We start from the raw sequence: 24,145 nt of genomic DNA, 5'->3' as shown, positions 1-24,145 counted from the left end.
TCTTCAGGAGGAAGAAGGGCAGCGACCTGTTTGCTCATTTTTTTATGTCCATTTAATAAGCGGGATAAGGGGGTGAGCCAATGCTCGTGTTAGGGAGAAAACCCGGAGAATATGTGCTGATCGACAACAACATTATGGTAAAGGTCATTAGGAGTGAAGAAGGCCATTTACGCTTGGCGATTGAAGCACCTAAGCATATTTCTATTGTTCGTGGAGAGTTATGGGAAGAAAACAATACAGCCCTAAGAACGGCAAAAAAGGTCGAGGCCTCTGCCACTTAAGGACGAGTGGTGAAATCAAGGAAGATAACAGTTTGACTTACAAATCCTAGTTTTGGATTAGCGCGCAATCCATCAATGACTTGTGAGTACAGGGCATACGTTTCAAAGGATGCAAACGGATAGGCATCCTAAAACACACTACATGGAGGTAATGAGAAATGAGAATTAACCACAACATTGCAGCACTGAACACGCACCGCCAATTGGGTGCAAACCAATCAGCATCAGGCAAGAATCTTGAGAAATTGTCTTCCGGTTTGAAAATCAACCGTGCAGGCGACGATGCAGCAGGTCTCGCAATTTCCGAGAAAATGCGCGCACAAATCCGCGGTCTAGACATGGCTTCCAAGAACGCACAAGACAGCATTTCCTTGATTCAAACTGCTGAGGGTGCAATGAACGAAACCCACAGCATCTTGCAACGTATGCGTGAATTGGCTGTTCAATCTGCCAATGACACGAATACAACGGAAGATCGTGAGAAACTTCAATCCGAAATTAATGAGCTTACTTCTGAAATCAACCGTATTGGTAAAACAACACAATTCAACAACAAAGATTTGTTGAAAGGTGATTTTGATTACAAAGCAGCAACAGGTTCATCGATTACGGGTACAACTGCTATTGCTGGATTTACACTAACTGATACTGTTGAAGTGTTTGCTGGCGTGAAAGCAGAGGATGTTGCTGCTGTTCGTATAGAAGATACAGCATCTATTTTGACTGGTGGAGTAACAGTTGCTGGCACTGATGCTATGGATGATGACTGGGATGAGCTTACGATTAAGATTGGTACAGGAGCTGCGAAAACTATTACTGTAGACGCAACAGGCGATCTTGATAAAGCTATTACTGATTTGAATGGTCAACTTGCTGGAGACAACGTGGCTGCTTCGATTGTAAACGGCAAACTTGTATTGGAATCTACAGCTAAAGGCACGACTGCACCTTCAATATCCGTACTCGGCGGCGGATTTGCGGATAAGTTCATTTCTACAAATGCGAATCCATCTAGCTTTGTTCAAGGTCAAAAGGATGCTTTGATGATCGGAGCTGCTACACCTGCAACTTCGACTGGTAGCACAGCTGTAACTGCTTACTCACCTACTGTAACTACAAATGAGCTTACACTCTCAGTCGATGGCAGTTCGCATACGGTAGCGCTCAACGTTCCAGGTACTGCGTACGACTTAACAGATCTTACTGATCAAACTACATTCCTAGCGGATCTCAATGCTAAGTTAGCAACTAAAGGTGCAAACGTTATAGCATCATTTGATACGAGCAATAACTTGGTGTTAACAGGCGGCACTGGCGTTAAGGATGTATCGGTAACTGGTGGTAATGCTGTAACTGGTCTTGGTCTGGCTACAACTACAGATGTAACAGCTGGAGCAGATAACAGTGCGATTGTGATTAACGGTGAATCCTACACACTGACCAATGGTGCTTACAAGGACCTGGATGCTGTTATAACTGAGTTGAACTCAAAAATCTCTGGTGATGGTCTTGTAGCAAGCGTTGATGCTGGCAAAGTGAAAGTGGCATCGACATTATCGACTACTGCGGCAGTAACCGTTACGGGTACTGGCGAGCTAGCTAAACAGCTAGGCTTGGATGATGTTACGGCAACGGGGCATGAAGCTGCAGTTATCGCAGACAACTCGTTTGACCTGACTGTAAATGGTAAAGATGCAACGATTACCTTCGATAAAGGTACTGCTTATACTCAAGCGCAAATTAAAGATGCAATTGCAACTCAATTAACTGCACAAGGAGCAACCGATTTTGAAGTAGCTATTAAAGATAACAAACTTCAAATCACTTCTACTCTTACAGGTACAGCATCGGGTATCGAAGTAGAAGATAGTGATGCGCTTGCTGCACAACTTGGTCTTGAAGGTCTGAGTGCAACAGGTAAAGCTGCTGAAAACGAATTACTTACTTTCCAAATCGGTTCTAATCAAAACCAAACAATGGCACTATCGATTGCTGACATGAGAGCTGAGTCACTTGGCATCACAGGTAGTGGTACAGGTTTTAGTGGCACTTCCAATGTTACTGACGGAACAAATAATGAATTTGTTGAAAGCTCCCTGGACATTACAACATCCACAGGTGCTGCTAATGCGATCAGCGTTTTCGACAAGGCAATTAACTCAGTATCCGCTGAGCGCTCCAAGCTTGGTGCTGTTCAAAACCGTCTTGAGCACACAATCAACAACTTGGGAACTTCTTCCGAGAACTTGACTGCTGCTGAATCCCGTATTCGCGATGTAGACATGGCGAAAGAAATGATGGAGTTCACAAAGAACAACATCCTTTCCCAAGCTGCACAAGCGATGCTTGCACAAGCAAACCAACAGCCGCAAGGCGTTCTTCAATTGCTTGGTTAATAACAAAGAATTACAAGGAGATCCTAGACTATCTAGGGTCTCTTTTTCTTGGGACTGAGCTAAAATATGATCTTCACCAACATGCAGGCCTTCTCTTCGGGGGCCCTATTTTTGTTTCAGAACCCTAACGATAGAGATTAATGTGTATGAAACCAATCTGAATCACGCGATCTACTGACAAATGCCGCTTCTGTATTGGTCACTCACAACCATCCAAGCGGAGATCCAACCCCGAGTCCAGAGGACATTGAAGTCACCAAAAGGCTGGTACTTGCTGGTGAAACCTTAGGAATCAAACTCATCGATCATCTAATTCATCGGTGACGGGCAGTTCGTGTCACTCAAAGAAAAAGGATACCTGTGAGAAGGGGGAGTCAGAATGAAGAGTGCAACATCAAGGTTTAGACAGTACGTGATAGCAGGCTCACAGCATCGAGATAGACGAAGAGAGCATCATCTGGGAAGCCATTACATTCTACCACGAAGAGCTAGATGAGCAAGTGGTGCCTGTCGCAGATCTGAAAGACTTCTCAGATCCACTGACCATCTGCTGCACTACATACGATGGCGAAAACGGGGGGCCGTTGGACGCGGCAATTTCTTGACCACTCTGAACACACAGTTAAATGGAGCTTTCGGCGCAGGCAAAGTGGTTACGTCTTTCAACGCTGGACAACGAGCTTGTCATTACGAAAAGTCTGACTGGCAGCGCGGTGAACCTTATCATCTATAGAGCGAAATCCGTGGCAGGCGCAGTCCTCAGGCACTGTCATCCCAATCAAACCTAAAGATCAAATTCATTAAAAAATAGCGACGTAGGGATTACCTCCCTTACGCCGCTATTTTTTCTAGTTTAAATCATTTTCTCGCTTGAGAGCTACCTTCAACTCAACGTTGAACAAGCCAACCCTTTGCAGTGTTACGATTATTGCATTCTTTAATCGTTATTATAGGCTAAGTAATCTAAGTAAAAGTCAACAACATCCTGGATTTGTTGTTTAGTTTGCATAGGCACTCCACCATTACTGCTTGGGAAATTAATATAGGTCGATTCAAATTCAGACAAGAAATTATCGAATTCATCTTCGTCCAAATCTGTCAATCCGGTTATACCAGCGCTAGCAAATAATTCTGCGTTCGGTTTAGTAAATCCAAAACCTAAGAAAGGAGTCAAATATTCATAGATTGACTGTACGGTGAGTTCTTCAATCGTCTTGTCAACGATCTCTTGAATATCAGTAGTTGATCTCGGATAGGACTTCCCGCTAATTTCCAAATAGTATTTGACGGCGAATAGGTTATCAGATGTAACATACTGAACACCCGCATCGGCAAAAGTCGTCACAGTAACTTGCGTCTCCGAAGAATACGTCAATATGCCTTTCTCTGATTCATCATTGATTAAATATAGTGCCGCTTGCTTTGTAATATCGTCAATAACCGCATTGACGATGGCTTGAATTTCTGAAACTGTCCTCTTAGAGCTTCCACCAGATTCGAGTACAACTTTAACAGCTGATACATTGTCTGCCGTTACACCTGTAATACCCGCATCGGCAAAAGTTGTCACAGTAACTTGCGTCTCCGAAGAATTCGTCAATATGCCTTTCTCTGATTCATCATTGATTAAATATAGTGCTGCTTGCTTCGTAATATCATCAATAACTGCATTGACGATGGCTTGAATTTCTAAAACTGTCCTCTTAGAGCTTCCACCAGATTCGAGTGCAACTTTAACAGCTGATACATTGTCGTTCGTTACATCCGTAATACCTGCATTGGCAAAAGTTGTCACATTAACATTAGCCCATGAACTAGAAACTGATGCAGCATTGATCAATTCTAGTGGGGTCTTGGATGGTGTTGGCGTAGGCGTAGGCGTTGGTGTGCTTTCCTGATTCTTCTGCTCTTCTTCCTTCTTCCTTTCTTCTTCCTGCTTCTTCAACGCTTCTACAAGCTTCTCGTTTTCCTTCAGAACCGCTGCTACCCATGGTTCTGCCTCAAAGGATACAGACACAAGGTCCGCGCGTGTAGCAGCATCTGTATAATTCGTTGGAAAATCAACTCTTGCGTCTTTTATAGCTTGAATATAACCTGCAGCCCAAGGTGCAGCTCCCTCTACTTCTGCATCTTCTACTTTTTCAAGTTCAAGCATGCGTCCAACTACTACCGCCATCTCTTGGACTTTAATTTCGCCTTTAGGGTTAAATGTTCCATCTGCGTTTCCTACAAAAATGCCAGCTTCTTTTGCAGCTGCAATCTCTTCTGTATACCATAATCCCAGTTCCACATCGCTGAAAGGCTTTTCTGTTACAACCTTAGTATCCGTTTCTCCTATCCCTTCAAGACCTAGGATTAACGCAGCGACTCTAGCAAATTGTGCACGATTCATATTCTGATCAAGTGCAGCTTCGCCGTTGATTCCGGCAAAAATTCCTTTCGCTGCTAAAGCATCATATTTTTGCTGCGCAGTAAGTTCAGTAGTGTTCTCGGCATTCCCTATTGTTGGGAAGAGAAAAGTTCCCATCAACAAAACGATTAACATTCGACTTAGATTCTTTTTCATAGAGTTTTTCCTCCTTAAGTATGAGTGAAATCACATAGGTCTATAGTAACATGCCAAGTGCGCTGCAAGAGCGAACTTAAAGTTTTCTTTAAGTTTCTTAACTGGGCTAATCTACCATGCAATATGCTTTCAGATGTCAATAATCATTGGGTTGCTTCATATAAGTAAATTACAGGACGATCCTAATGGAAGACGAAAAAACCGTCAGGGGTTTGATAGCTGTCATCTCTCCAACGCCAAATGAGCGCTTTCCAAGAAATTCTGTGGAATGCGAACTCCAGCGCTATTTCCCATTTGACGAAGTGGCAACGCATTCAAGTAAGAAGAAAGCAAGGTGGGAGTAATTGGTACAAGGTTAAACGTCATGTAGCTCAGGAGGAAGATAAGTCGGCAGCTACACTACAAGGCCGATTGGTATAGCCGCTCGATTAAGGAAGCCCCAACCTTTGCCCCTTCGAGCCAAGCCTGTCACGTCTGTGGATACAGAAACGCAGATGTGAAGAATTTGGGCATCAGGAGATGGGAGTGTTCAACTGGCGATCACAAAAAAGGATTTCATCTCGATCTAGTGTGGGTACATTTTCCTGTAATGATGATATAGTATGATAATCAACTTATATATATATCGAATTTTGTAGATTGGGGTCGGTTTCATGATGAGGGGTATTCTCCGATTCGGTACTCGTACGATCTTACTTCATATAGCTGCTGCCGTTGTTATTGGATTGGTTGCAGGCTTTGCCGTCGTCTCTGCACCGGACGCCCCTAAGTTCCAAAGTGAAGAGGGCATTCTGAATTTAAAGCAGCTTCATGTCAGCAATCAGCCGGTAAAGTTACAAGGGGAATGGGAATTCTACTGGCAAGAGCTGCTGTCGCCTAAGGACATACAGATTCGTTCTACAAGGGACGGGAATAATGACCGCTGGATCAACATCCCAAGCTCCTGGCTGGGCTATCGGTTAGATGGTCAGCAGTTGAACGGTACAGGTTTTGCAACCTTTCGGGTGGTCATTGAGCTTAGCGAGCAGGATCGAAATGAGCGGCTTGCTCTGCGGCTGCCTACCATCTTTCATTCGTATAAATTATGGGTGAATGGCGAGCTGCTGGCAGAAGTCGGCGTGGTTGGTCAGGACGAGAGTGGCGTGACACCGCATCTGTCATCGAAGCTGGTGTTCTTCCAGCCTGAAAACAACTCAGTAGAGTTGGTTATGCAAGTAGCCAACTTCCATCATAAGCGAGGCGGAATCACCAAGTATATAGAGCTTGGCGGCAGTGATGTGTTAACAGTTAGGACAAATCTGAAAATCGCTGCTGAAATGTTTATCACCGCAAGCCTGCTGGTAATTGGCGTGTATCACCTGCTGTTGTTCGTACTGCGACGCAAAGATAGGGCTCCATTGTATTTTGGTATGTTCACCTTGTTGTCCGGTATCCGATCCTTGCTAGTCGGCGAGCTCTTGCTCACACAATTGTGGCCAGCATTTCCATGGGGATTGCAGTTCAAGATCGAGTACCTGATTCTTTGCAGCATTGGTTATATCACGACGAGGTACTTTGATAGCATTTTTCCAAATTATGTGACGCGTTGGTTTCATCTTGGCACGCGGATCGTTACCGGCGCATTCTGTATCGTTGTTGTGGTGACCCCTGCACTTCTATATACCAAAATGTTACTGATGATCGGTGTGATGGTTGTTCTGCATATGGTTTATCTGATGGTTGGGTTGGTCAAAGCGGCTGTGTGGCGTATGGAGGGAGCGCTAATCTTCCTGTTGGTGTCGGTGGTTGGTTTAGTTACTGTCGTCAACGATTTTTTATATTACAACGAATGGTCACTGATCGGTAATACATCTCCGCTTGGTCTGTTGGTGTTTACGATCGCACAGATAATTCTGCTTTCTTCGAGATTTACGAGGGCGGCATCGAACGAGGAGAGGATTGCACGTGAGCTGCAGGACGCCAACAACAAGCTGACCGAAATGAATATGAATTTGGAACGGACCGTGCAGGAGCGCACACAGGCCTTATCTGCAGCTCACGATGATCTCCGCACTTCGTATGACCGGTTACTTCACTCCGAGCAAGGGAGGAAGAAGCTCCTTGCCTATATTACGCATGATCTGCGTATGCCGCTGTCTAGCATGCTTGGTTATGTAGAAGCTGTGCAGGACAGGGTCAAGCCGGAACGCGATGAACAGTACCTGAAGTATATCCGGGATAACACGATCAGGATTAATCGCATGATCGAGGAGTTGTCCTTCTTGTCGCATTTGGAGACGGGACAAGTCTCGTACCGAATGGAGCCGGTTCATGTGATTCACTTCTTGCGTGGTTTTTTTGAACAATATGAGCTGGTTGTGCGTGACGCAGGGCTCAATTTCACGCTGGATATCGGAGATGCGGAAGATCAACGACCTAACTCGCCTGTCGTCGAGATGGATGCGCAAAGATTAGAGCAGGCGTTGTTTAATCTAGTGTCGAACGCGATGAAGTTCACCTCTAGCGGTGGGTTGGTGCGTATTGCGTTAGCTGTGGAGCAGGTGAATCATACCCACTATGCGATAATTAGTGTACAAGATTCTGGCACGGGTATTCCTCCAGATCAGCTCGAGCAAATCTTCCATCGCAATTACAAGTATGATCGACCGGGCGTGGAGAACGGAGTAGAGGGCAGCGGGCTCGGGCTGGCGATTTGCAGGGAAATCGTACAAGCGCATGGAGGGACGGTTCGAGCGGAGAGCGACGGCAAGACGGGGTCGATATTTTATGTATCGCTTCCTTGTATTGTAAATGAAGGAAGGTGACGGTGTGGTGGATACTCACAAAATAATGATCGTCGATGATGATCCCCATATATGCGAGATTGTTCAGGTGTATTGCGAGAGGGAGGGTTTCATATCCTCCTACAGTCATAGCGGGACAGAAGCCATGAAGCTGCTTGCGTCTTTCGAGCCGGATTTGATTGTACTGGATGTACTGCTGGCTAATGAAAACGGTATTGATTGGTGCAGGAAAGCTCGCAGCTATACGAATGCACCGATCGTGTTTCTGAGCAGCCGTGAGGAAGACGAGGTGAAAATCAGCGCGTTATCCTATGGCGGCGACGATTATGTGACCAAGCCGTTCAGTCCGGGAGTGCTCATGGCCAAGATCAAGGCTCATCTTCGCAGAGTGTCGAGCGGCAGAAGGGAACAACTGCTGGAGTTACCGGGTTTGACGCTGGATTTCTACGCACAGTCCGTCAACATGGGTAATGAAACCATCTTTTTATCGAAAAAAGAGTTCAGTCTACTCTCCTATATGGCACAAAACGTTAATCGTGTCGTCAGTGTCGATGCATTGTTTCAGCTCGTCTGGGGAACGGAGAGTCTGGAGGATACGAGAACGGTCGCTGTACACATCAGTAATTTACGCAAAAAAATCGAGGCCGACCCTGCCAATCCTGAGCGAATTATTACGATTCGGGGGGCCGGATATATGCTGGTTGCCAGAGGTGCGTTGCAAGCTCGAACTTAATGTTTTCTTTAAGTCCCATAATTGGACCAATCTACCATGATAAAATAAAGGGTTACAGACAGCGCTGTACTAAGCCAAATAGGAGTGATGTTTATTGGGAAACACAGACAAGTTCGAAAGGATAGCCTTCCTGATAAAGCTGTATAAATAAGCCGAAACTACGCTCCTAGCAATGAAAGATTTTTATTCATGGGCTTCAGGATTATATAAAAGGACCATACTCCAGCTATAAGAGCAGACTTTCGCTGATCCGACAATACGGTGAGCCTTAATATGTAAGTGTAGATGATAATGGGGGGAGAACATGAATAAAAGGAAAGATATTTTAAATGCTTGGATTACGATAGAACAACTATCCGAAGGTTCTATTAATAGAAAAGATAAATCGCTAAAGCTCTTACATACAATGGAAGAGGACTGGAATAAGTTTTTTACAGACTTTTTAACTAAACAAAAAGAACAACAAAATGTATCAGATAAATTCTTTAAAAAGTCGGGCTTAGTATTATATTTTGATATTTTCAATTTTCAAGAAGTTGTTGATATATTGAGGGAGAAGTACAAGATTGCGAAAACCTACGAAGAAGTTAGTAACTCTGACAAATTCACCTTCTCTATATATTTTGATAACCAATTAAATTTTATAGCAGACCAATTGTTTTTTACAATGAGCGGTTATATCCGCCAACATGGTGATTTACCGGAAAATTTTTCAAAAGTTGAAAACTCATTTAGAGAAGATTTGAGCAGTAAATTTGATGAGGGATTTAATACCACCATTTCTGAGCTTTTACAAAAGTATAATGTTTCCACAGATAATTTTCGCTATGCATTTGTGAAAAACTTTGATAATAGAGAAGTAAACTTACATTCGTTTTTTATTGAAGATCTGAACAAAGCACAGATAATCACTAATAAAAATTTAGATCGATATTTTAATGGATTTTCGGGATATACACAAAATCTAAATGGCAATAAAAAGTCAATTCATTTTAATTCACAAATTTTCGAGACAATCATTTTACAACCTAAATATTATCCGTTGGGACGTTTCCCAAGTGATCCTGGTTTTGCACTTTCATTCATGCAACAGGTTGCGGTGAATCTAGCTTTAAACGATGAAAATGAAATTCGTAGTGTTAACGGTCCGCCAGGGACAGGGAAAACAACACTGTTAAAAGATATTTTTGCTGATTTAGTAGTACAACAGGCAGCGGAAATTATGCAGCTTTCTGATAAAAGGATTCAAGGTAGTCTAGTTTATTGGAAAGATGCCAAACTTGGGGTTTTACCGCCTTCCATTTCAGATAAAAATATTGTTGTTGCAAGTTCAAACAATGGGGCAGTCCAAAATATTGTTCAGGAGTTACCAAAGAAAGAAAATGTTGCTGACGATTTTCAAAAGCAATTAGATGAAGCGGATTATTTCAAAGATGTTTCTAATTCTGAATTAACTGGTGAAGGCTATGGAAAGAATCGTGAGATTAAAAGTGAGCTTTTAAATGAGGAAAATTGGGGTGTATTCTCGTTAGAAGGTGGAGCTTCAACAAATATTAACAAGTTACTTTTAAACATTGAAGCAATTGAAAAAGATTTAGAAGTTAATTATCAAGCGAATACAGGTGAAAGTGTATATCAAGAATTCTCCCGTCTCTATGATGAATTAAACATCGAAAGAGAAAAAATGCAAGAATATAGCGAAAAAATGTATTTGCTTCAAAAATTAAAAACCGAGCAAAAGGAGCAAATTATTGCTTTTGAACAAGAAGAAAAAAAGAAACGAACAGGTTTAATTTCACAGGAAGAAGAAGCGAAACGTGAACTTGAAAGACTGAGACAAGAATGTATAAATCTCCAAAAAGATTTATTGAATTCTTCCACTGAAACTGAAAATTTAATTAATGTACAAGCTCAAGCTGAAAGGAATTATGATGTAGTTACTTCACAAAAGCCAAGTTTAATGTGGTTTCAGAAATTATTTAATAAACCAAAAGTTGAGCAGTATTTTAAAAATCTGAATAAATCAAATGATCATTTAAATTATCTATCTAAACAAAAAACTGAATTGTTGAATAACCGCATGCAACTCGAAAATGGGATAAGGGAAAATGCTACGGAAAGTGAGTATGCTCAAAAACAAATTCAGGACACAAAAGCTGACTTCGATCGATGGATGACCAATCAACAAAATAATTTTAAAAAATTGGAACAAGAAATTTCGTTATTGGAAAAAAGAAAATCTCAAAGTGGCATTAAGGAACTAGATTTTTCACTGTCATATGCTGAGCTTCAAAAGTCTAACCCATGGTTTACAATGCAATTCCGTAAATTACAATCAGAGTTGTTTATTTCAGCTTTAAAAGTTAGAAAGCAATTCCTGTATGAAAACAGAAGGAGTTTGAAAGCCGCGAGGATTATTTGGAGTAGTCAGTCTGAATACATGGGAAAAGAGAATGGACATCAGTTAATTTCAGAATCATGGCAATGGTTGAATTTCACTATCCCTGTTGTCAGCACTACTTTTGCTAGTTTTGGTAGAATGTTTAAAAATCTTAATGAAAACTCAATAGGCAATCTATTCATAGACGAGGCTGGTCAAGCACTACCACAAGCTAGTGTTGGTGCGATCTTTAGAAGCAAAAAGGTTATGGTTGTTGGGGATCCATCACAAATAAAACCAGTAATGACGCTAGATTCAAATGTTCTGACCTTGATCGGAAGACATTACAAAGTCGATGAAAAATTCGTCTCTGCTAATGTGTCTACTCAAACAATTGTGGATGCCACAAGTCAGTATGGTTTCCAAAAAAATGAGGATGAATGGATTGGTATACCACTTTGGGTACACAGACGTTCGGACTATCCGATGTTTACGATTTCAAATAAAATATCGTATGACGGGTTGATGGTACAAGGGAAATCAGAAGCTGAGTCACAAGGGAAATCACAGTGGTATGATTCAACCGGAAAAGCAAATGACAAATTTGTTAAAGAACAAGCTGACTTACTGAAAAGTATGATTGATAAACGTTTGCAAGAAGATCCGAATTTGGCGGATGAAATTTATGTTATCACCCCATTTAGAAATGTGGCTTATAAACTTGCACTAGTTTTAGATGGAATTAACTTCACGAAACGAGAAAATGGGAAAACAACGAATATTGGAACTGTTCATACTTTTCAAGGGAAAGAAGCCAAAATTGTCTACTTTGTTCTTGGAGCTGACTCTGATAGCAGTGGGGCGGCAAGATGGGCTGTCTCTGATCCAAATATGATGAATGTTGCAGCTACACGGGCTAAAGAAGAATTTTATGTTATTGGCGATAAGAAATTGTATGCTTCACTCGGTAGTGAAGTGGCAAATAAAACGATTTCAATTATTGATGACTATAACAATGATGAGGTCTGGAATGATGCTTAGGGGAAGCTCTCCAAGTTGGAGGGCTTTTCTTTTCGCCTTCGAGATGTTACGGTGAGCCTTATCACAAATAAAGTGGATTTGTTGGAAAAAACATAATGAGTATCATCAGACAAGTTTTCTCTTAGGAGAGAGCTTGTCTTCTTTTTGCTGAATGTCAGTCTTGATCATTCGCTAGACGTAGAATAGAAGAATAGAGTTGCTTGAATTCGGCAGGTACTGGTAAAACGGTATCTGCTTTTTTGTATGCAGCTGAGATGGGGACAGAGTTCGTCGTTCTGGATTTTTCGCCGATAGACCCGTTACGCTGCCATGTGGCTTATGCGCCCCGGCGATGTTTTTTTTATGCTCTGAGGTCAACATGAAGTCAACATGCGGTTCCTGATACCATTGTCTGCGTGGTTACGATCAGACGCACGGCCCAATCTTAATTTATCTACTTTTTAAACACAGATGTCGGATATTTGACTTCTTTTTATGTGTAGAAAGTCTATAATGAGTCTCAAATATCAAAAGCGTGTACCATTCTTTACCTCTATGAGGCTATGATTCAATCCTCAATTAGAATTGAAAAGAAAGTTCAACGGTTGTTGTCGAAGCTGTTATACGGTGGGATCAGCCTCACCTACTTTAAGTCCTATTATTACTGAGGAGGTGGTATTAGGTAACACTTAAGTACAGCTATACAACGCTAGCGCATCAAGTAATTCATCTTAGCCTATTTCAAATAGAAAGCGCTTTATCGCAGGGAAAACGGAGAATAGCTTTCTGCGGCCGAACTGGTAACTATATGCATTACTAAGAGGAGCGAAGTAAATGAAAAGAAGGCTTAAGAAGTACATGTCTGTACTGCTCACCGTTTCCATGGTATTTATGCTTATGCCCTCGGTGGTTTTGGGGGCGGAAGAAGCCGGCAGTACCACGCCTATCGCTTTGACACAAGTAGGCGATGTATTGGATTTTGAGGATGGCGATTTAGCGGGGATAGTAACCGACGCTCCTGGAACCACTGGTCCTGGATCAGTTACGGTAGCGAATTTTGAATCGAAAGCACTTCGCGTTCAACCTCCATCCAGCGGTGGAGCAAGTTATTGGTGGACCCTTCCCCTTGATAGCGGAGAATATGACCTTACCGGCAAAGATCAGGTTGAAGTAACCTTTGACTGGTGGGTTGATATTACCAGACCTAGCGCAAACTCGCTTGATGTCCGCCTTAACAACGGTGCGGACCAAGTCGTAACGCTTCGAACTGCAGGAGGCGGAACGAATGCAAACTCACCGGCGACCATCTCGTATTACACAGGAAATATGGCCGCCAGCAACGTTCCGGCAACAGGAACCGCCACTACTGCGCTGACAGGTGTGCCGCGCTTGACCAAGCTTTCGGTTATCATTAACGTTGATCTTCTGGCACAGGAGGCGTTAATCAGCGTTACCGACGGCGGTTCAAGGGCATACACCACGCCACAGCCAATAGCAATAGACTCCGGTAAGCTGACCAGCCTGAGTATAGGCGCAAGCCGGGCAAACGGACAGAACTGGGCCAGGTTTAACGCGGTTGCGGGTGTTGATTGGGATGAAGACACCTATGGCATGCGCGTTGATAATATCCAATTCAAGGCTGCTTCGTCCGGCGATGTTAAACCGATTATAAACCCAAGTGAAATAACGCTATCCCCAACTTCCGCTAATTTAGAATATGGAGAAGGTTCGCTTGCGGATAAGCATTCAGCGACATTCAGCGCGGTTGTATTGCCAGTTAATGCAAGCGACAGGACGTTCACCTGGTCAATCAGCGACGAGAGCATTGCTACTATAGCTGTAAACGAAGATAGCAGCGTGACGGTTACCGGGGTTGGTGCAGGCGTGGCCACTCTTACGGCTGTGTCCAATATGGATGGTTCCATTACGGGCAGCGTGTCGATCAATGTGCAATATATTCCGCCGATTACTGAACCAACTCCGGACTTTTCCGCCCTATTAGCGGAAGGGTACACGCAGGAGTTCGGGAGCAATTTTGACGGTGATGATGCAACCCCGCTATGGATATTCGCTGGCGGGAGCTACCATACGCTTGCCAGGGAAGACGCTCCTCAAGTCAATAATTATTTCAGATTTGACGCATCCGGTTCAGGCAACCGCGGCGGTAAGGGAGATCTGCCACAGGCTGTTTTCGGCAGTAAGGTATATGCTAATTTTGACTGGAAGGTTCCAGCAGTTACCACCGCGCAAAATACGTTTAACTTAAGCTTCCAGGATGGAGCGAGTGTTCTGCTTAGTTTAAGAACAGGCACCTATAACGGCGCAAGGACAATAGGCGCGTTTGCAGGGGCTTTACCAGGTCCGACCGGCACTGATCCTGCTTATTTTTGGAGCAATGACCGTTACCATGCGTTTACATATAACGAGGTTAATATATGGTATACGGTAGGTGTAGAGTTTGATTTTGATACGATGATCGCTACGGTTTCCCTTGTTCCGAGGGATGATGCCGAGGCGGAGCCTTCCGTGCTGACGATTCCTTTTGAGGGAATCCAAATAAGCTCGTTCGTTCTCACTGGCGAACGCGCGGCAGGCAATAACGTCAACGTTGTAGATAATGGCGTTGATAACTTTTACTTCTTTACAAAGCCGCTTTCACCGGACACGATATCAGAAGTGCTACCCTATGACTTCTTGTCGGAGCGCCCCGCAACAGCGGACAACAATACATGGCAGAGCTGGTTTAAGACTGTCTACATCGGGCAATTGACTGACGAGGCAGGGCTTAACCTGCCGGCAACCGTTAACGTTAAAGTGGCGGGCGGCACTACTGAATCGGTAGGCGTAACCTGGGAATTAACAGAAGTCCCATGGTCTACAACAGCCGCGGAGTTGGTGTATGACCCGAATAAGCAGGGCGTATTCTCCTATGTCGGAACGCTTACGAGTGTTCCTGACGTAGCGGTCAACAGAATGGGAGTAAAGGCGAAGCTTTACATCGAGAACCGACATGGAGACAAAATTACTTCCAAGCCGTTCTCAATGGAGTGGTTGGACAGAGGAGTAGTAGCCGTTCCGGAAAATAGCGGACAAGGCATACTTGTAACGTGGCGATTGCTCGCTTCGGAATATAACAAGGGTTTAACATTTAACGTGTACAGAAACGGCGATAGGGTCAATACGTCACCGGTTGCTACGCTAGATTATGTTGACGCAGACGGTAATACCGGAGATATTTACGTGGTAGAGACTGTAAGTACCGGCGAAACAAGCAAACCTGCAACTGCATGGGCCAATAATTATATTGACATTCCCATGCAGAGACCGGCGGATCGTCCAAACCCGGCGCTTGCTTACGGCGCGACATCCAATGCGGATCCGATTACCTACACAGCTAACGACACCTCCGTGGCGGATGTTAACGGTGATGGACAGTATGAAATTCTTGTGAAATGGTATCCGTCTCAGGCGCAAGACCCGGGTCTTGCTAACAGACATACTGGCGAGACGATATTCGACGCCTATACCCTTGAAGGTAAGCTGTTGTGGCGAATCAATCTGGGTATCAATATCGTATCCAGCGCGCATCACAGTGCGTTCAACTTCTATGATCTGGATCAGGATGGAAAAGCAGAGTTCTCGATTAAGACAGCCGACGGAACTAGGGGTTATCTTCCTAAAGCGGATGGTACAATCGATGACCTAACAGACACTCCGGCTTGGGTATTGGGCGACCCTGAAGCGGTATGGGTAGGCGGCCTTCAAAACCCGGCAAATGATAACCAGGTCAACAATACGGCGCTTGGCAGAGTTGCGTCCGGCCCGGAAACATTTACAGTATTTAACGGAGAAACAGGACAGCCGGTTAATACGGTCAATTATTTTGCGCAGTACAACATAACCCCCAACTGGGGCGACAACAACAATAACCGCAGCGACCGCTTTAATGGCGCGGTAGCCTATATGCCGAAGAATGGCGTGAATGGCGCAGAGCCTTATCCTACGGTTATTGAGGTACGTGGTCACTACGGCCCGCATTTTGTAGCTGCCTATCAGTTTATAGACAGTGAAATTGTGAAAGTTTGGACGTTTAAGCTAGCGGATTGGAACGCCGGTAGTAATCAGGGCAATCATAATTTGAAGGTTGCCGATGTGGATTTTGACGGTTACAGCGAGGTTGTGCTTGGTGCCATCACTTTAGACCATGACGGAACGATCTTGTGGAGCTCCAATGGAATCAATGGTACAGTAGTTGCGGGCCACGGCGATGCGCTGCACGTAGGTGCCATGATTCCTGGCAGTAACGAAATCTATGTTTTCCAGCCACATGAAGCTGGACCTCCGAACAATGTAACCTTGGTTCGCGGTTCCACAGGAGAGCCTGTATGGACGTATTCGGCAAACCTAGGCGATGTTGGGCGCGGCGTTGCGGCCAATATAACTCCTTTGCCGGGCTTCGAGGTTTGGGCAATTGAGACGCCTATGTACAACATAGTGAGCGGCGAGGTTATTACAACCGAAGTCGGAGGCATTGGCTCAGCTAACAAGGCTCCTGTTAACTTCATCCTGTATTGGGACGGAGACCTGCTTAGCGAGTTCTTCGACGGGCCGGATAATCTGACCACAACAGGTGGGCCATCCATCACAAAGTTTAATTATGATGTGGCAACTGGGGAAAGCGAGCTTGCAACGCTTCAGACTTTGACCGGAACCTATTCCAACAACGGAACCAAAGCAAATCCAAGTCTTATCGCCGATATCTTCGGAGACTGGCGTGATGAGATTCTTGTTCGTACTAGCGACAATAATTCTTTAAGAATCTACACTACGGATATTCCGACGGACAATGTGATTTACACCCTAATGCATGATCCGCAGTATCGTTTGGCGGCGAACTCGCAGAACGCTATGTACAACCAGCCGGAGCACTTGAGCTTCTATCTGGGCGAAGACATACGTGATGAAGTTCAGGCTCTGCAGCTTCCTGTGCCGAACATCTACTATACTGATGCGTCAACGGAGAATGCTACGCTCTCGGCAGCAACGGCAACGTTCTATAGGAATGCTAGTAATGACATCATGGTGACGGTGACATTAAACGGCAACACGCTCACGGGAATCAAGAAGGGCGATACTGCTCTTGCTGACAACGACTACAGCCTTGCTGCTGCAACTTCGGATGGCAAGCAAGTGGTTACGATTAAAAGGAGCTACTTGGCAACGCTATCGAATGGTGACGTCCTAGCCTTCGTGTTCAGCGCAGGTGAGCCTGTGGAACTGAAGATCAATGTGACGACGCAGCAGACGAATGATCCAACAACGAATCCGGTAACCCCGACGGATCCTGACTCCGCAACGCAGACGCCAACTCCGGAGAAGCCTGTACTGAACAGTGCGATCGCGAGCGCAGAGTGGACAAAGGCTAATGTACAGCGAACGCTGCAAGCGAATCCGTCGGTTAACTTCCCCGACGTACCAGAGAAGCATTGGGCTGCTAAAGCAATCCAATATGCATCGCAGATTGGTATTGTCGAAGGCGTTCCTAACGGTCAGTTCAAAGGTTCGGATAGTGTAACACGAGCTGAATTCGTTGCGATGATCGTTCGTACTTTAGGTATTGATACGACAGGAGAGGACGGTTCCTTCTCTGACACGGATGGACACTGGGCAGATGTCCTTATCAGAGCATTGCATCGTGCAGGTATCGTGTATGGTACAGGCAATGGCACGTTCAATCCTGACCAAGAGATCTCTCGCGCCGAGATGGCTGCAATCTTAGCTCGTGTGCTGAATATGAGCACGGCTAACGGAGCATCGAAGTTCTCCGATCTCAGCGGTCATTGGGCTGCAGACCATATCGATCAGCTTAGCCGAGCAGGCATCTTGAACGGTGTCGGCGCCGGTAAGTTTGCACCAAACGATACCGCTACCCGCGATCAGTCGGTGGCGATCATCATGCGGATGCTGAACATTGTACTCGATCTTGGTCTGGATCTGTAAGACAGCTATATCTGTAACAAATGAAGCCGTCCCCAAAGTCAATCGACTTAGGGACGGCCCATTTTGTCGGGATCATGAACCACATCCTCTTCATGGCAGAGAACTGCATTCCATTCCTAACGGCAGAGTCTGAGAAATATACTTTTTGGCTGGTGCCCTTCGTATCGCGCATATTCATCGGAGTTCCGTTACCGGGTGGATAACGGTCCATGGGAGATTTCGGTGCGCAAACGTCCCGAATGGTGGGGTCACCCTGTTTGGGGTTGAATTGCTATGACTCTCCCTCAATAAGGTCATCTCGGTCCGTTAGCCTTCAGAAGGAAGTTACTCCAAGCTCAGATTCCCGATACGCGATTCTAATCAGCTCATTTTCCTCCATGTAATCTTCTATTAGAGGGGGAATTTCGTAAGTTCCTATTTTCTCACTAATCTCCAGTCGTCAAGCACTGATTTCTGTTTTGATCCAGATAACCTGCTCTTTTTCTTCATTTTTGGCCCTGCACCTTAACTTAATGACATTGGTTTACCAAAGAGGGCTTTTTTAGGCTACTTATGATTGGAGCGCTATTGGAGTGAGGAGGTGAAAGGTTGTCCGGAATCAATTCCGGTATGGATAAGCTGGACATCTGTTTCAATGGTGAAATTGCTTTTGCTGAAGCGCTCGGGCCAATCCTGCTCCCACTTCTTCCATAGTCTATTATGGTAACGATGAAGCCTTGCGCTTACATCAATGACATCGGTTTTCTCCGCCAAGATAAATCGCATCGTTTCTTCAAGTTTCTTCTTTAGAATCCGCTCAACCTGCTCAGTAAAGCGATTGGTTTCCTCTCCAGTAGTAAGCTGCGAGCATGTTAATTCCATTACGCTTCCTGATGCGAATACCTTTATATCCAGTGTCACATTCCCGTTAATGATTCGAGGCGAGAGATTGGTTTCCAATCTAAGGATCTTGAAGGATTCACTACTAAAGCCTCCCGTTTTATTGTTTGGGCAAGGGATGTTGATTATGCCGCTGCGAAATTGATTTCTAAGCATCAGCAAATAGGGAGATTTACTGCTGGGCACGATCCGAAGAAGCTTTCCCTCGGGAAAACGGAATATTGCCGTCGTATTCGAAGGCGGCAGCATCTGATCAGCTGTAGAATAAACGAGAGGCATTAGAAAAGTAGCGCTTGGCTGCTTGGCGTAAATACTCAGATCCGTTAAGGATACGCTATTTGATAAACCGGATTGCTCTTCGGTTGTTTTGATGCTGGAGGAGAGCTGCTGCCCGGCATTGTTATCTATGAAAGGCAGTTTCGATAAGTAGTTATAGGCATCGCCTTTTGTGATGATGATAGATATGGAGCTCTTTGGTTCATTGGAGCGGGAGAAAAAATCAAGCACGTCTCCAATGTTTCTTTTTCTGGAGAAGTTCTCACCTACTAATAAAGCTTCCATATGGCTCCATTGCAGCTTTCGGCCAAGCTCGTTGTCTATGCGAAGCGAAGCGCCAAACACTGTGGAGCTCTCACTTGTTATATTGAAGAAGGAGGAGCTCTTTCCTGGAGAAAGTTCCTGAGCTTGCGTTCCGCCTGGCTTGTAGATTTGAGTCGTCAGCCGGATTCGTCCGTCGTCGGTAAGATCGATGCCTGCTGCTTGTACAAACGCCCAATCGTTGAGCTCCAGCCTGTCCCAGCAGCCACTCAATATAGGAAACACTAGGAAAAGCATGACGAGCACATGAAGGGTTCTCATCAGTCAGCCTCCTTTCATGAATTATCCCTTGTTTCCGGAACGATGCAATCTGCGATTTCTAGGAGATTTCAACATGGTTTTCAGTGGAACTCGGACGAATATGTCGCGGAGATCCCTGATTTTAAATGGAGCTAGCGATGATAAATAAGGCTCGCCTAGCGGCTGAAGGCAGGTTAAATGAAGCAGTGTCAGCAAAAACACGACCATCAGTCCGTAACCACCAAGCATGCTGGCGGCAATCATATAAGGAAAGCGGAGAATCCGAAGGGCAATAGCCATATCGTAATGCGGTATGGCAAAGGAAGCAATGCCAGTTAAGGCAACAACGATGACCATAAAAGGGGATGCGATCTTGGCCATTATCGCAGCTTGTCCGATTACGAGAGCACCAACGATACTTACTGCGGACCCGACCGTTCGAGGCAAGCGAATTCCAGCCTCTCGAAGGAGCTCAAATGAGATTTCCATAACGAGCGCCTCAACGAAGGCGGGGAATGGAATTCCTTCCCTCGAGTCTACAATCGCGAGCAGCAGCACTGTCGGAATTAGCTCAGGATGGAAAGTAGACAGCGCGATATAAATACTGGGTAAAGTGAGCGCAATAATAAAAGCCAGCAAACGTAAAAAGCGAATGAATGTCGCGAATACGGAGCGTATGTAATAATCCTCGGCCGTTCCCATAAAATCCACCAGCAGAGCCGGACAGATCATAATCATAGGGGAATTTTCAACGAGAACGATTATTTTTCCATCCAACAATGCTGCAGTAGCTGAATCTGTGCGTTCCGTGTAGCGCACCTGCGGAAACGGAGTGAGCGTGGATTCCTCAATCCAGTCCTCAATGTAAGAGGTTTCTAATACTTCATAATCAACGATGCTTGCTAGTCGCTTCCGGAACTCGAGCAGCACGCTAGGATTGACGACCTGATTCAGGTAACCGAAGCCGATTTTGTTCTTAATGACCTTGCCCACCTGCAAAAACTCCACCTTAAAGTCAGGTGTGCGCAGGCGCTGTCTGATCATGCCTAGATTCGTCGCCATATTTTCTACGGTACCTTCTCTTGGTCCATGTACGGCAGGCTCATTCACAGGTTCGGTTACTTGTCTTTGTGCTGTCGACCCGGATTCGAAGGCCAATGCTTTGCCGATTTGGTCAAAGAGAATAACGATATAGCCATTCATAACAAATTCCAATATTTTGTCATATTCATCGAGAACGACGAAAGGCTGAAGAGCGGTGTTGGATCTAGACATACATACCTCTAGCTTCTCCGGGGTAATGGAATCCCACTTCTCCGAAGTGTAAGCAGCCACATGTTCCAGAGCTTGCTGAAGCAGATGAGTCGTATAGCTGGCAAGCGAAGCACAGTAAATAGAAAGTGCTTCGTATTGGAATGATGCTCCGTATTGCCAATCTTGAAAGTTAACGTCCTGGCAGCAGGAAAATACTTGTTCAATTTCTTTTTGGTTATTGGTCAGGTTCGTGTTGAGCTTTTTTATTGATCGGATCGCTTCATTCAAAGTCCCAGCCTCATTTGTCTATCGATATTTTATTTTTTATCCAAGTTATAATAGTTAAAGAAAAGATGAGCATACAGCCAATTGCAAGAACCGAAAATGGCCAAATCAGATATACCTGCTCTTGAAAATCAGCAGGGCTTTTAAACATCGTTGCCGATAAAAAAATACAGATCAGCGCTAGCGGATAGAGGAGAATCTTATCGTCTTTTATACGGAGCAACTCGATGAAAACATAATTCAGAATCATGAGCAGCAGCGTCGCTTTCATGTAAGAGCCCAGAATAAGGGCAATTCCAATGACGGCCTCAACCCTTTGGAACAGCTCGGCAATGCGGATTTCAATAGCTAAGCGGTACAGCGAGTAGTTAAAAAAACCGGCAGCTGGACCAAATGCCATCGTTGCGCTGATCGTTGAAATAAACAGCATGAAACCAGTGAAGGAAAACGCGAGATAGAGCTTCTTATTCAGTTCTTGCTGGCTGCTTCTGGAAACAAAAGGCAACAGCATGGAGAATAAGCAAACCTCACCAAACGGGAAACCTGCCGCTATAAAGAAGCCATGCGTGACGGGTTTAAAGCCATGGTCAAAGAAAGGCAGTAGGTAGCTGGGGTGATAGACTGGAATAGCAAGTAAGATAACGGTTATGGAGAAAAGAATCAAAATGACCAGTAGCAGCAGAAACATTCTAGCCGCTATCTTAATGCCTGCTCTAGACGTTAAGGCGGCAAGGATCATACCGATAGAATGAAAGACATACGGCGGAGTTTGGTCCATCATCACCGTTGTAAAGAAATCGCCTATGCTGGAATTAATGGCGCTTATTGCAAAAAAAAGCATGCAAACTATAGGTATTGATACAAGGAGGGTAAGCGGATTGCCGATTAGCGCACGGCAGTAAGCAATCAAATTCTGACTATTATGCTTGCTGTGCAAATAGAGTACGCAAGCAAGTACAAGCATGCCAAACCCGTAAGCGAATATGACGCACAACCATGCATCATTGCCGGCTGCCGCGGTTAACGGGTTGGGGATAAAAACGATTGCCGAGCCTATGGAATAGGCAGAGAGCAAACAGGCAAGCTGCGTGATCGTGATGGTTGAGTGCTGGGAAGACATGTAGATTACCTACTCTGCATTAGAATTTATTTTAAGAGGGCCAATAACTGTTTGGCGGGCCAGCCATAAATTAATCTGGACAGCGAACCGATATTAGGCCAAGACAGATGGAAGATAAACAAGATGGATAAATAGGTTGCTGGTAAGAGCAATAACACATATGCGGCTTTTGTCTTTGTGTCTGCTTGTTTAAAGTTTTGCAGGTCGCTTATCAATAATGCGATGATCAGCAGAGCTGCCACAAATAGGTTTTCTAGCATAATTAGCCGCCTTTCTAAAAAAATTGATTGAATGACCTTATAATTCCTATAAGCATTCATAATTATGCAAAGGAAGGCTGCCTGCTCCTTACAAAGCTGAGGGGACAATTTCAAGTAATTCATGCTATGAAACATTCCTCTTACAGTTATGGCGTGCACAGTCTTGTCGGCGAACTGCGTTTTAAACATCACCGGACTTGCGAAGAAATTGCAGACGCTTCAAACGAACGTGGTGTCGTGACCAGTGAGCGCTATCAAATGCTGTCGTCCGCCAGTCTCGACGATTATGTCAGACAATGTATGGCAGAAATAACTGCGCAAAATGGTGAAATCATCCTATCCATGGATGGCGTCCAACCCGAGAAGGGGAACGAGATGCTCTATGTCATTCGCGAGGTATTCAGCGGCACGATTCTAGCGGCTCGAAACATGAAGATTGGAGCAGCAGCCGAATTGCGTACGCTGATCGATCCCATTATCGAAATGGGGTATCCCATCGTAGGCATTGTAAGCGACGGACAGGTTTCCATCTGGCAGGCTTTCGAGTCCCTCTTGCCTGATGTGCCGTATCAGTACTGCCAGTACCAAAACAGAACTTTGATCCTGTGCAATTCCAGCATATCTCACAAATTAATTGTGATAGTCCCCTTTTGGAAGTTATTAAAAATGCTCATAAGAACAGGAATTCTGTTGATCTATATCTTGTCCTCACTCGTGATAAATCGGATCATGAGATTATTATTTCAGTAGATCTTGATAAATTCAATAATATGAATGGAAGCAAAAGCACTGCTAGTCTTGCTCTTAGATTATATTATAAAGTTAGTGACTTTCTGATCCATCAAATATGTATTTCAAATATCAGGCCTGTTTATTAACCACTAAATGGTAGAAAAAAAGCCGTCAACCCGGTAAAATGTTTGTACCCCTACAAACAGACCAGAAGGTGACGACTCCATGAAAAAGTCTAACACGATTCTCCCCATTCTTTAAACTGTTCTACGCCCGAAGAGGCGGAATCCATCGTGAAAACGGTTGGCTACGTCGATACGGCGCGAAAATTCACCGTTTATCAGTTGCTTCACTATTGGGTTGCCACAGTCAGTGAGGAATGGTCTGGCTATTGTTTCGGCGCGGATCACGCGACCGTTTACTATTACAAAGGATTTCATATGCTCACGCTTGGCTGGTCGAATGGTCATACGTTTATCCCGGTTGACTTCTCTTTGCTCGCTTCTCTTAAATCGCAAGTCAACGGCATCATGGAAGGTAACGACAAGCGAACCTCTGGTTACAAGCGATGCGTGGAAGCTCTACTGCCTGATCCAGATTAGTTCAGGTTACTGTCAGA

13 protein-coding genes and 2 pseudogenes are annotated in these 24,145 nt (G+C 44.6%); 10 read left to right on the top strand and 5 right to left on the bottom strand.

What is annotated here, in order from left to right; all coding sequences use genetic code 11:
- Nucleotides 1-80 precede the first annotated feature (80 nt).
- From MHI37_RS30710 to MHI37_RS30700, 3 genes and pseudogenes are all read left to right on the top strand, one after another.
- Nucleotides 81-281 (top strand): carbon storage regulator, encoded by a 201-nt coding sequence (locus MHI37_RS30710; RefSeq protein WP_076338374.1) that lies wholly within the window; start codon nt 81-83, stop codon nt 279-281.
- 158 nt (nt 282-439) lie between these two features.
- The gene (locus tag MHI37_RS30705) at nt 440-2,677 is read left to right on the top strand and encodes a flagellin (protein ID WP_076338373.1); all 2,238 of its coding nucleotides are present in this window, start codon (nt 440-442) and stop codon (nt 2,675-2,677) included.
- Nucleotides 2,678-2,848: 171 nt separating this feature from the next.
- Nucleotides 2,849-3,041: pseudogene (locus tag MHI37_RS30700) on the top strand (JAB domain-containing protein); the annotation flags it as partial.
- A gap of 573 nt (nt 3,042-3,614) precedes the next feature.
- On the opposite strand, the gene MHI37_RS30695 reads toward MHI37_RS30700, so the two are convergent.
- Nucleotides 3,615-5,243 (bottom strand): S-layer homology domain-containing protein, encoded by a 1,629-nt coding sequence (locus MHI37_RS30695; RefSeq protein ID WP_076338372.1) that lies wholly within the window; start codon nt 5,241-5,243, stop codon nt 3,615-3,617.
- 382 nt (nt 5,244-5,625) lie between these two features.
- Here MHI37_RS30695 and MHI37_RS30690 point away from each other — a divergent pair, with 382 nt between their 5' ends.
- From MHI37_RS30690 to MHI37_RS30670, 5 genes are all read left to right on the top strand, one after another.
- Entirely contained in the window at nt 5,626-5,844 is a 219-nt protein-coding gene (locus tag MHI37_RS30690; protein WP_083676422.1) for a zinc ribbon domain-containing protein, read from the top strand.
- 52 nt (nt 5,845-5,896) lie between these two features.
- Nucleotides 5,897-8,047, top strand: coding sequence for an ATP-binding protein (locus MHI37_RS30685; RefSeq protein WP_076338370.1), 2,151 nt, complete (start codon nt 5,897-5,899; stop codon nt 8,045-8,047).
- Between the two features lie 7 nt (nt 8,048-8,054).
- Nucleotides 8,055-8,759 carry a response regulator transcription factor gene (locus tag MHI37_RS30680; protein WP_144023744.1) on the top strand — a complete coding sequence of 235 codons (705 nt, stop codon included), beginning with the start codon at nt 8,055-8,057 and terminating at the stop codon, nt 8,757-8,759.
- Nucleotides 8,760-9,063: 304 nt separating this feature from the next.
- Nucleotides 9,064-12,180, top strand: coding sequence for an AAA domain-containing protein (locus tag MHI37_RS30675; RefSeq protein ID WP_076338368.1), 3,117 nt, complete (start codon nt 9,064-9,066; stop codon nt 12,178-12,180).
- Between the two features lie 813 nt (nt 12,181-12,993).
- Nucleotides 12,994-18,159 carry an S-layer homology domain-containing protein gene (locus tag MHI37_RS30670; protein ID WP_076338367.1) on the top strand — a complete coding sequence of 1,722 codons (5,166 nt, stop codon included), beginning with the start codon at nt 12,994-12,996 and terminating at the stop codon, nt 18,157-18,159.
- A gap of 564 nt (nt 18,160-18,723) precedes the next feature.
- On the opposite strand, the gene MHI37_RS30665 is transcribed toward MHI37_RS30670, so the two are convergent.
- From MHI37_RS30665 to MHI37_RS30650, 4 genes are read right to left on the bottom strand one after another with little or no spacing between them, the layout of a single operon-like run.
- A complete protein-coding gene (locus MHI37_RS30665; RefSeq protein ID WP_076338366.1) occupies nt 18,724-19,896 on the bottom strand; it encodes a Ger(x)C family spore germination protein in 1,173 nt (390 codons plus the stop codon).
- 21 nt (nt 19,897-19,917) lie between these two features.
- Complete coding sequence (locus MHI37_RS30660; RefSeq protein WP_076338365.1) at nt 19,918-21,417, bottom strand: spore germination protein; 1,500 nt, start codon at nt 21,415-21,417, stop codon at nt 19,918-19,920.
- A 10-nt stretch (nt 21,418-21,427) separates the two neighbouring features.
- Nucleotides 21,428-22,534 carry an endospore germination permease gene (locus tag MHI37_RS30655; protein ID WP_076338364.1) on the bottom strand — a complete coding sequence of 369 codons (1,107 nt, stop codon included), beginning with the start codon at nt 22,532-22,534 and terminating at the stop codon, nt 21,428-21,430.
- Between the two features lie 26 nt (nt 22,535-22,560).
- Complete coding sequence (locus MHI37_RS30650) at nt 22,561-22,917, bottom strand: hypothetical protein (protein ID WP_076338363.1); 357 nt, start codon at nt 22,915-22,917, stop codon at nt 22,561-22,563.
- Nucleotides 22,918-22,920: 3 nt separating this feature from the next.
- Between MHI37_RS30650 and MHI37_RS30645 the strand changes: the two genes are divergently transcribed.
- On the top strand, nt 22,921-23,544 hold the full coding sequence (locus MHI37_RS30645) for a hypothetical protein (protein WP_076338362.1): 624 nt from the start codon (nt 22,921-22,923) through the stop codon (nt 23,542-23,544).
- 374 nt (nt 23,545-23,918) lie between these two features.
- Nucleotides 23,919-24,110: pseudogene (locus tag MHI37_RS30640) on the top strand (IS4 family transposase); the annotation flags it as partial.
- Nucleotides 24,111-24,145: the final 35 nt, after the last annotated feature.

This window comes from Paenibacillus sp. FSL H8-0548, from assembly GCF_038630985.1.
In the GTDB taxonomy this organism is placed as follows: Bacteria; Bacillota; Bacilli; order Paenibacillales; family Paenibacillaceae; genus Pristimantibacillus.
The sequence above is the reverse complement of the archived record's forward strand: the minus strand, read 5'-3'. Positions and strand labels throughout refer to the sequence as shown.

What these genes read in the sequence shown, in the direction of transcription:
- MHI37_RS30655 (WP_076338364.1), bottom strand. Translation starts at nt 22,534, where the DNA reads ATGTCTTCCCAGCACTCAACCATCACGATCACGCAGCTTGCCTGTTTG.
- MHI37_RS30645 (WP_076338362.1), top strand. Translation starts at nt 22,921, where the DNA reads ATGAAACATTCCTCTTACAGTTATGGCGTGCACAGTCTTGTCGGCGAA.
- MHI37_RS30675 (WP_076338368.1), top strand. Translation starts at nt 9,064, where the DNA reads ATGAATAAAAGGAAAGATATTTTAAATGCTTGGATTACGATAGAACAA.
- MHI37_RS30665 (WP_076338366.1), bottom strand. Translation starts at nt 19,896, where the DNA reads ATGAGAACCCTTCATGTGCTCGTCATGCTTTTCCTAGTGTTTCCTATA.
- MHI37_RS30685 (WP_076338370.1), top strand. Translation starts at nt 5,897, where the DNA reads ATGATGAGGGGTATTCTCCGATTCGGTACTCGTACGATCTTACTTCAT.
- MHI37_RS30710 (WP_076338374.1), top strand. Translation starts at nt 81, where the DNA reads ATGCTCGTGTTAGGGAGAAAACCCGGAGAATATGTGCTGATCGACAAC.
- MHI37_RS30670 (WP_076338367.1), top strand. Translation starts at nt 12,994, where the DNA reads ATGAAAAGAAGGCTTAAGAAGTACATGTCTGTACTGCTCACCGTTTCC.
- MHI37_RS30705 (WP_076338373.1), top strand. Translation starts at nt 440, where the DNA reads ATGAGAATTAACCACAACATTGCAGCACTGAACACGCACCGCCAATTG.
- MHI37_RS30650 (WP_076338363.1), bottom strand. Translation starts at nt 22,917, where the DNA reads ATGAATTACTTGAAATTGTCCCCTCAGCTTTGTAAGGAGCAGGCAGCC.
- MHI37_RS30695 (WP_076338372.1), bottom strand. Translation starts at nt 5,243, where the DNA reads ATGAAAAAGAATCTAAGTCGAATGTTAATCGTTTTGTTGATGGGAACT.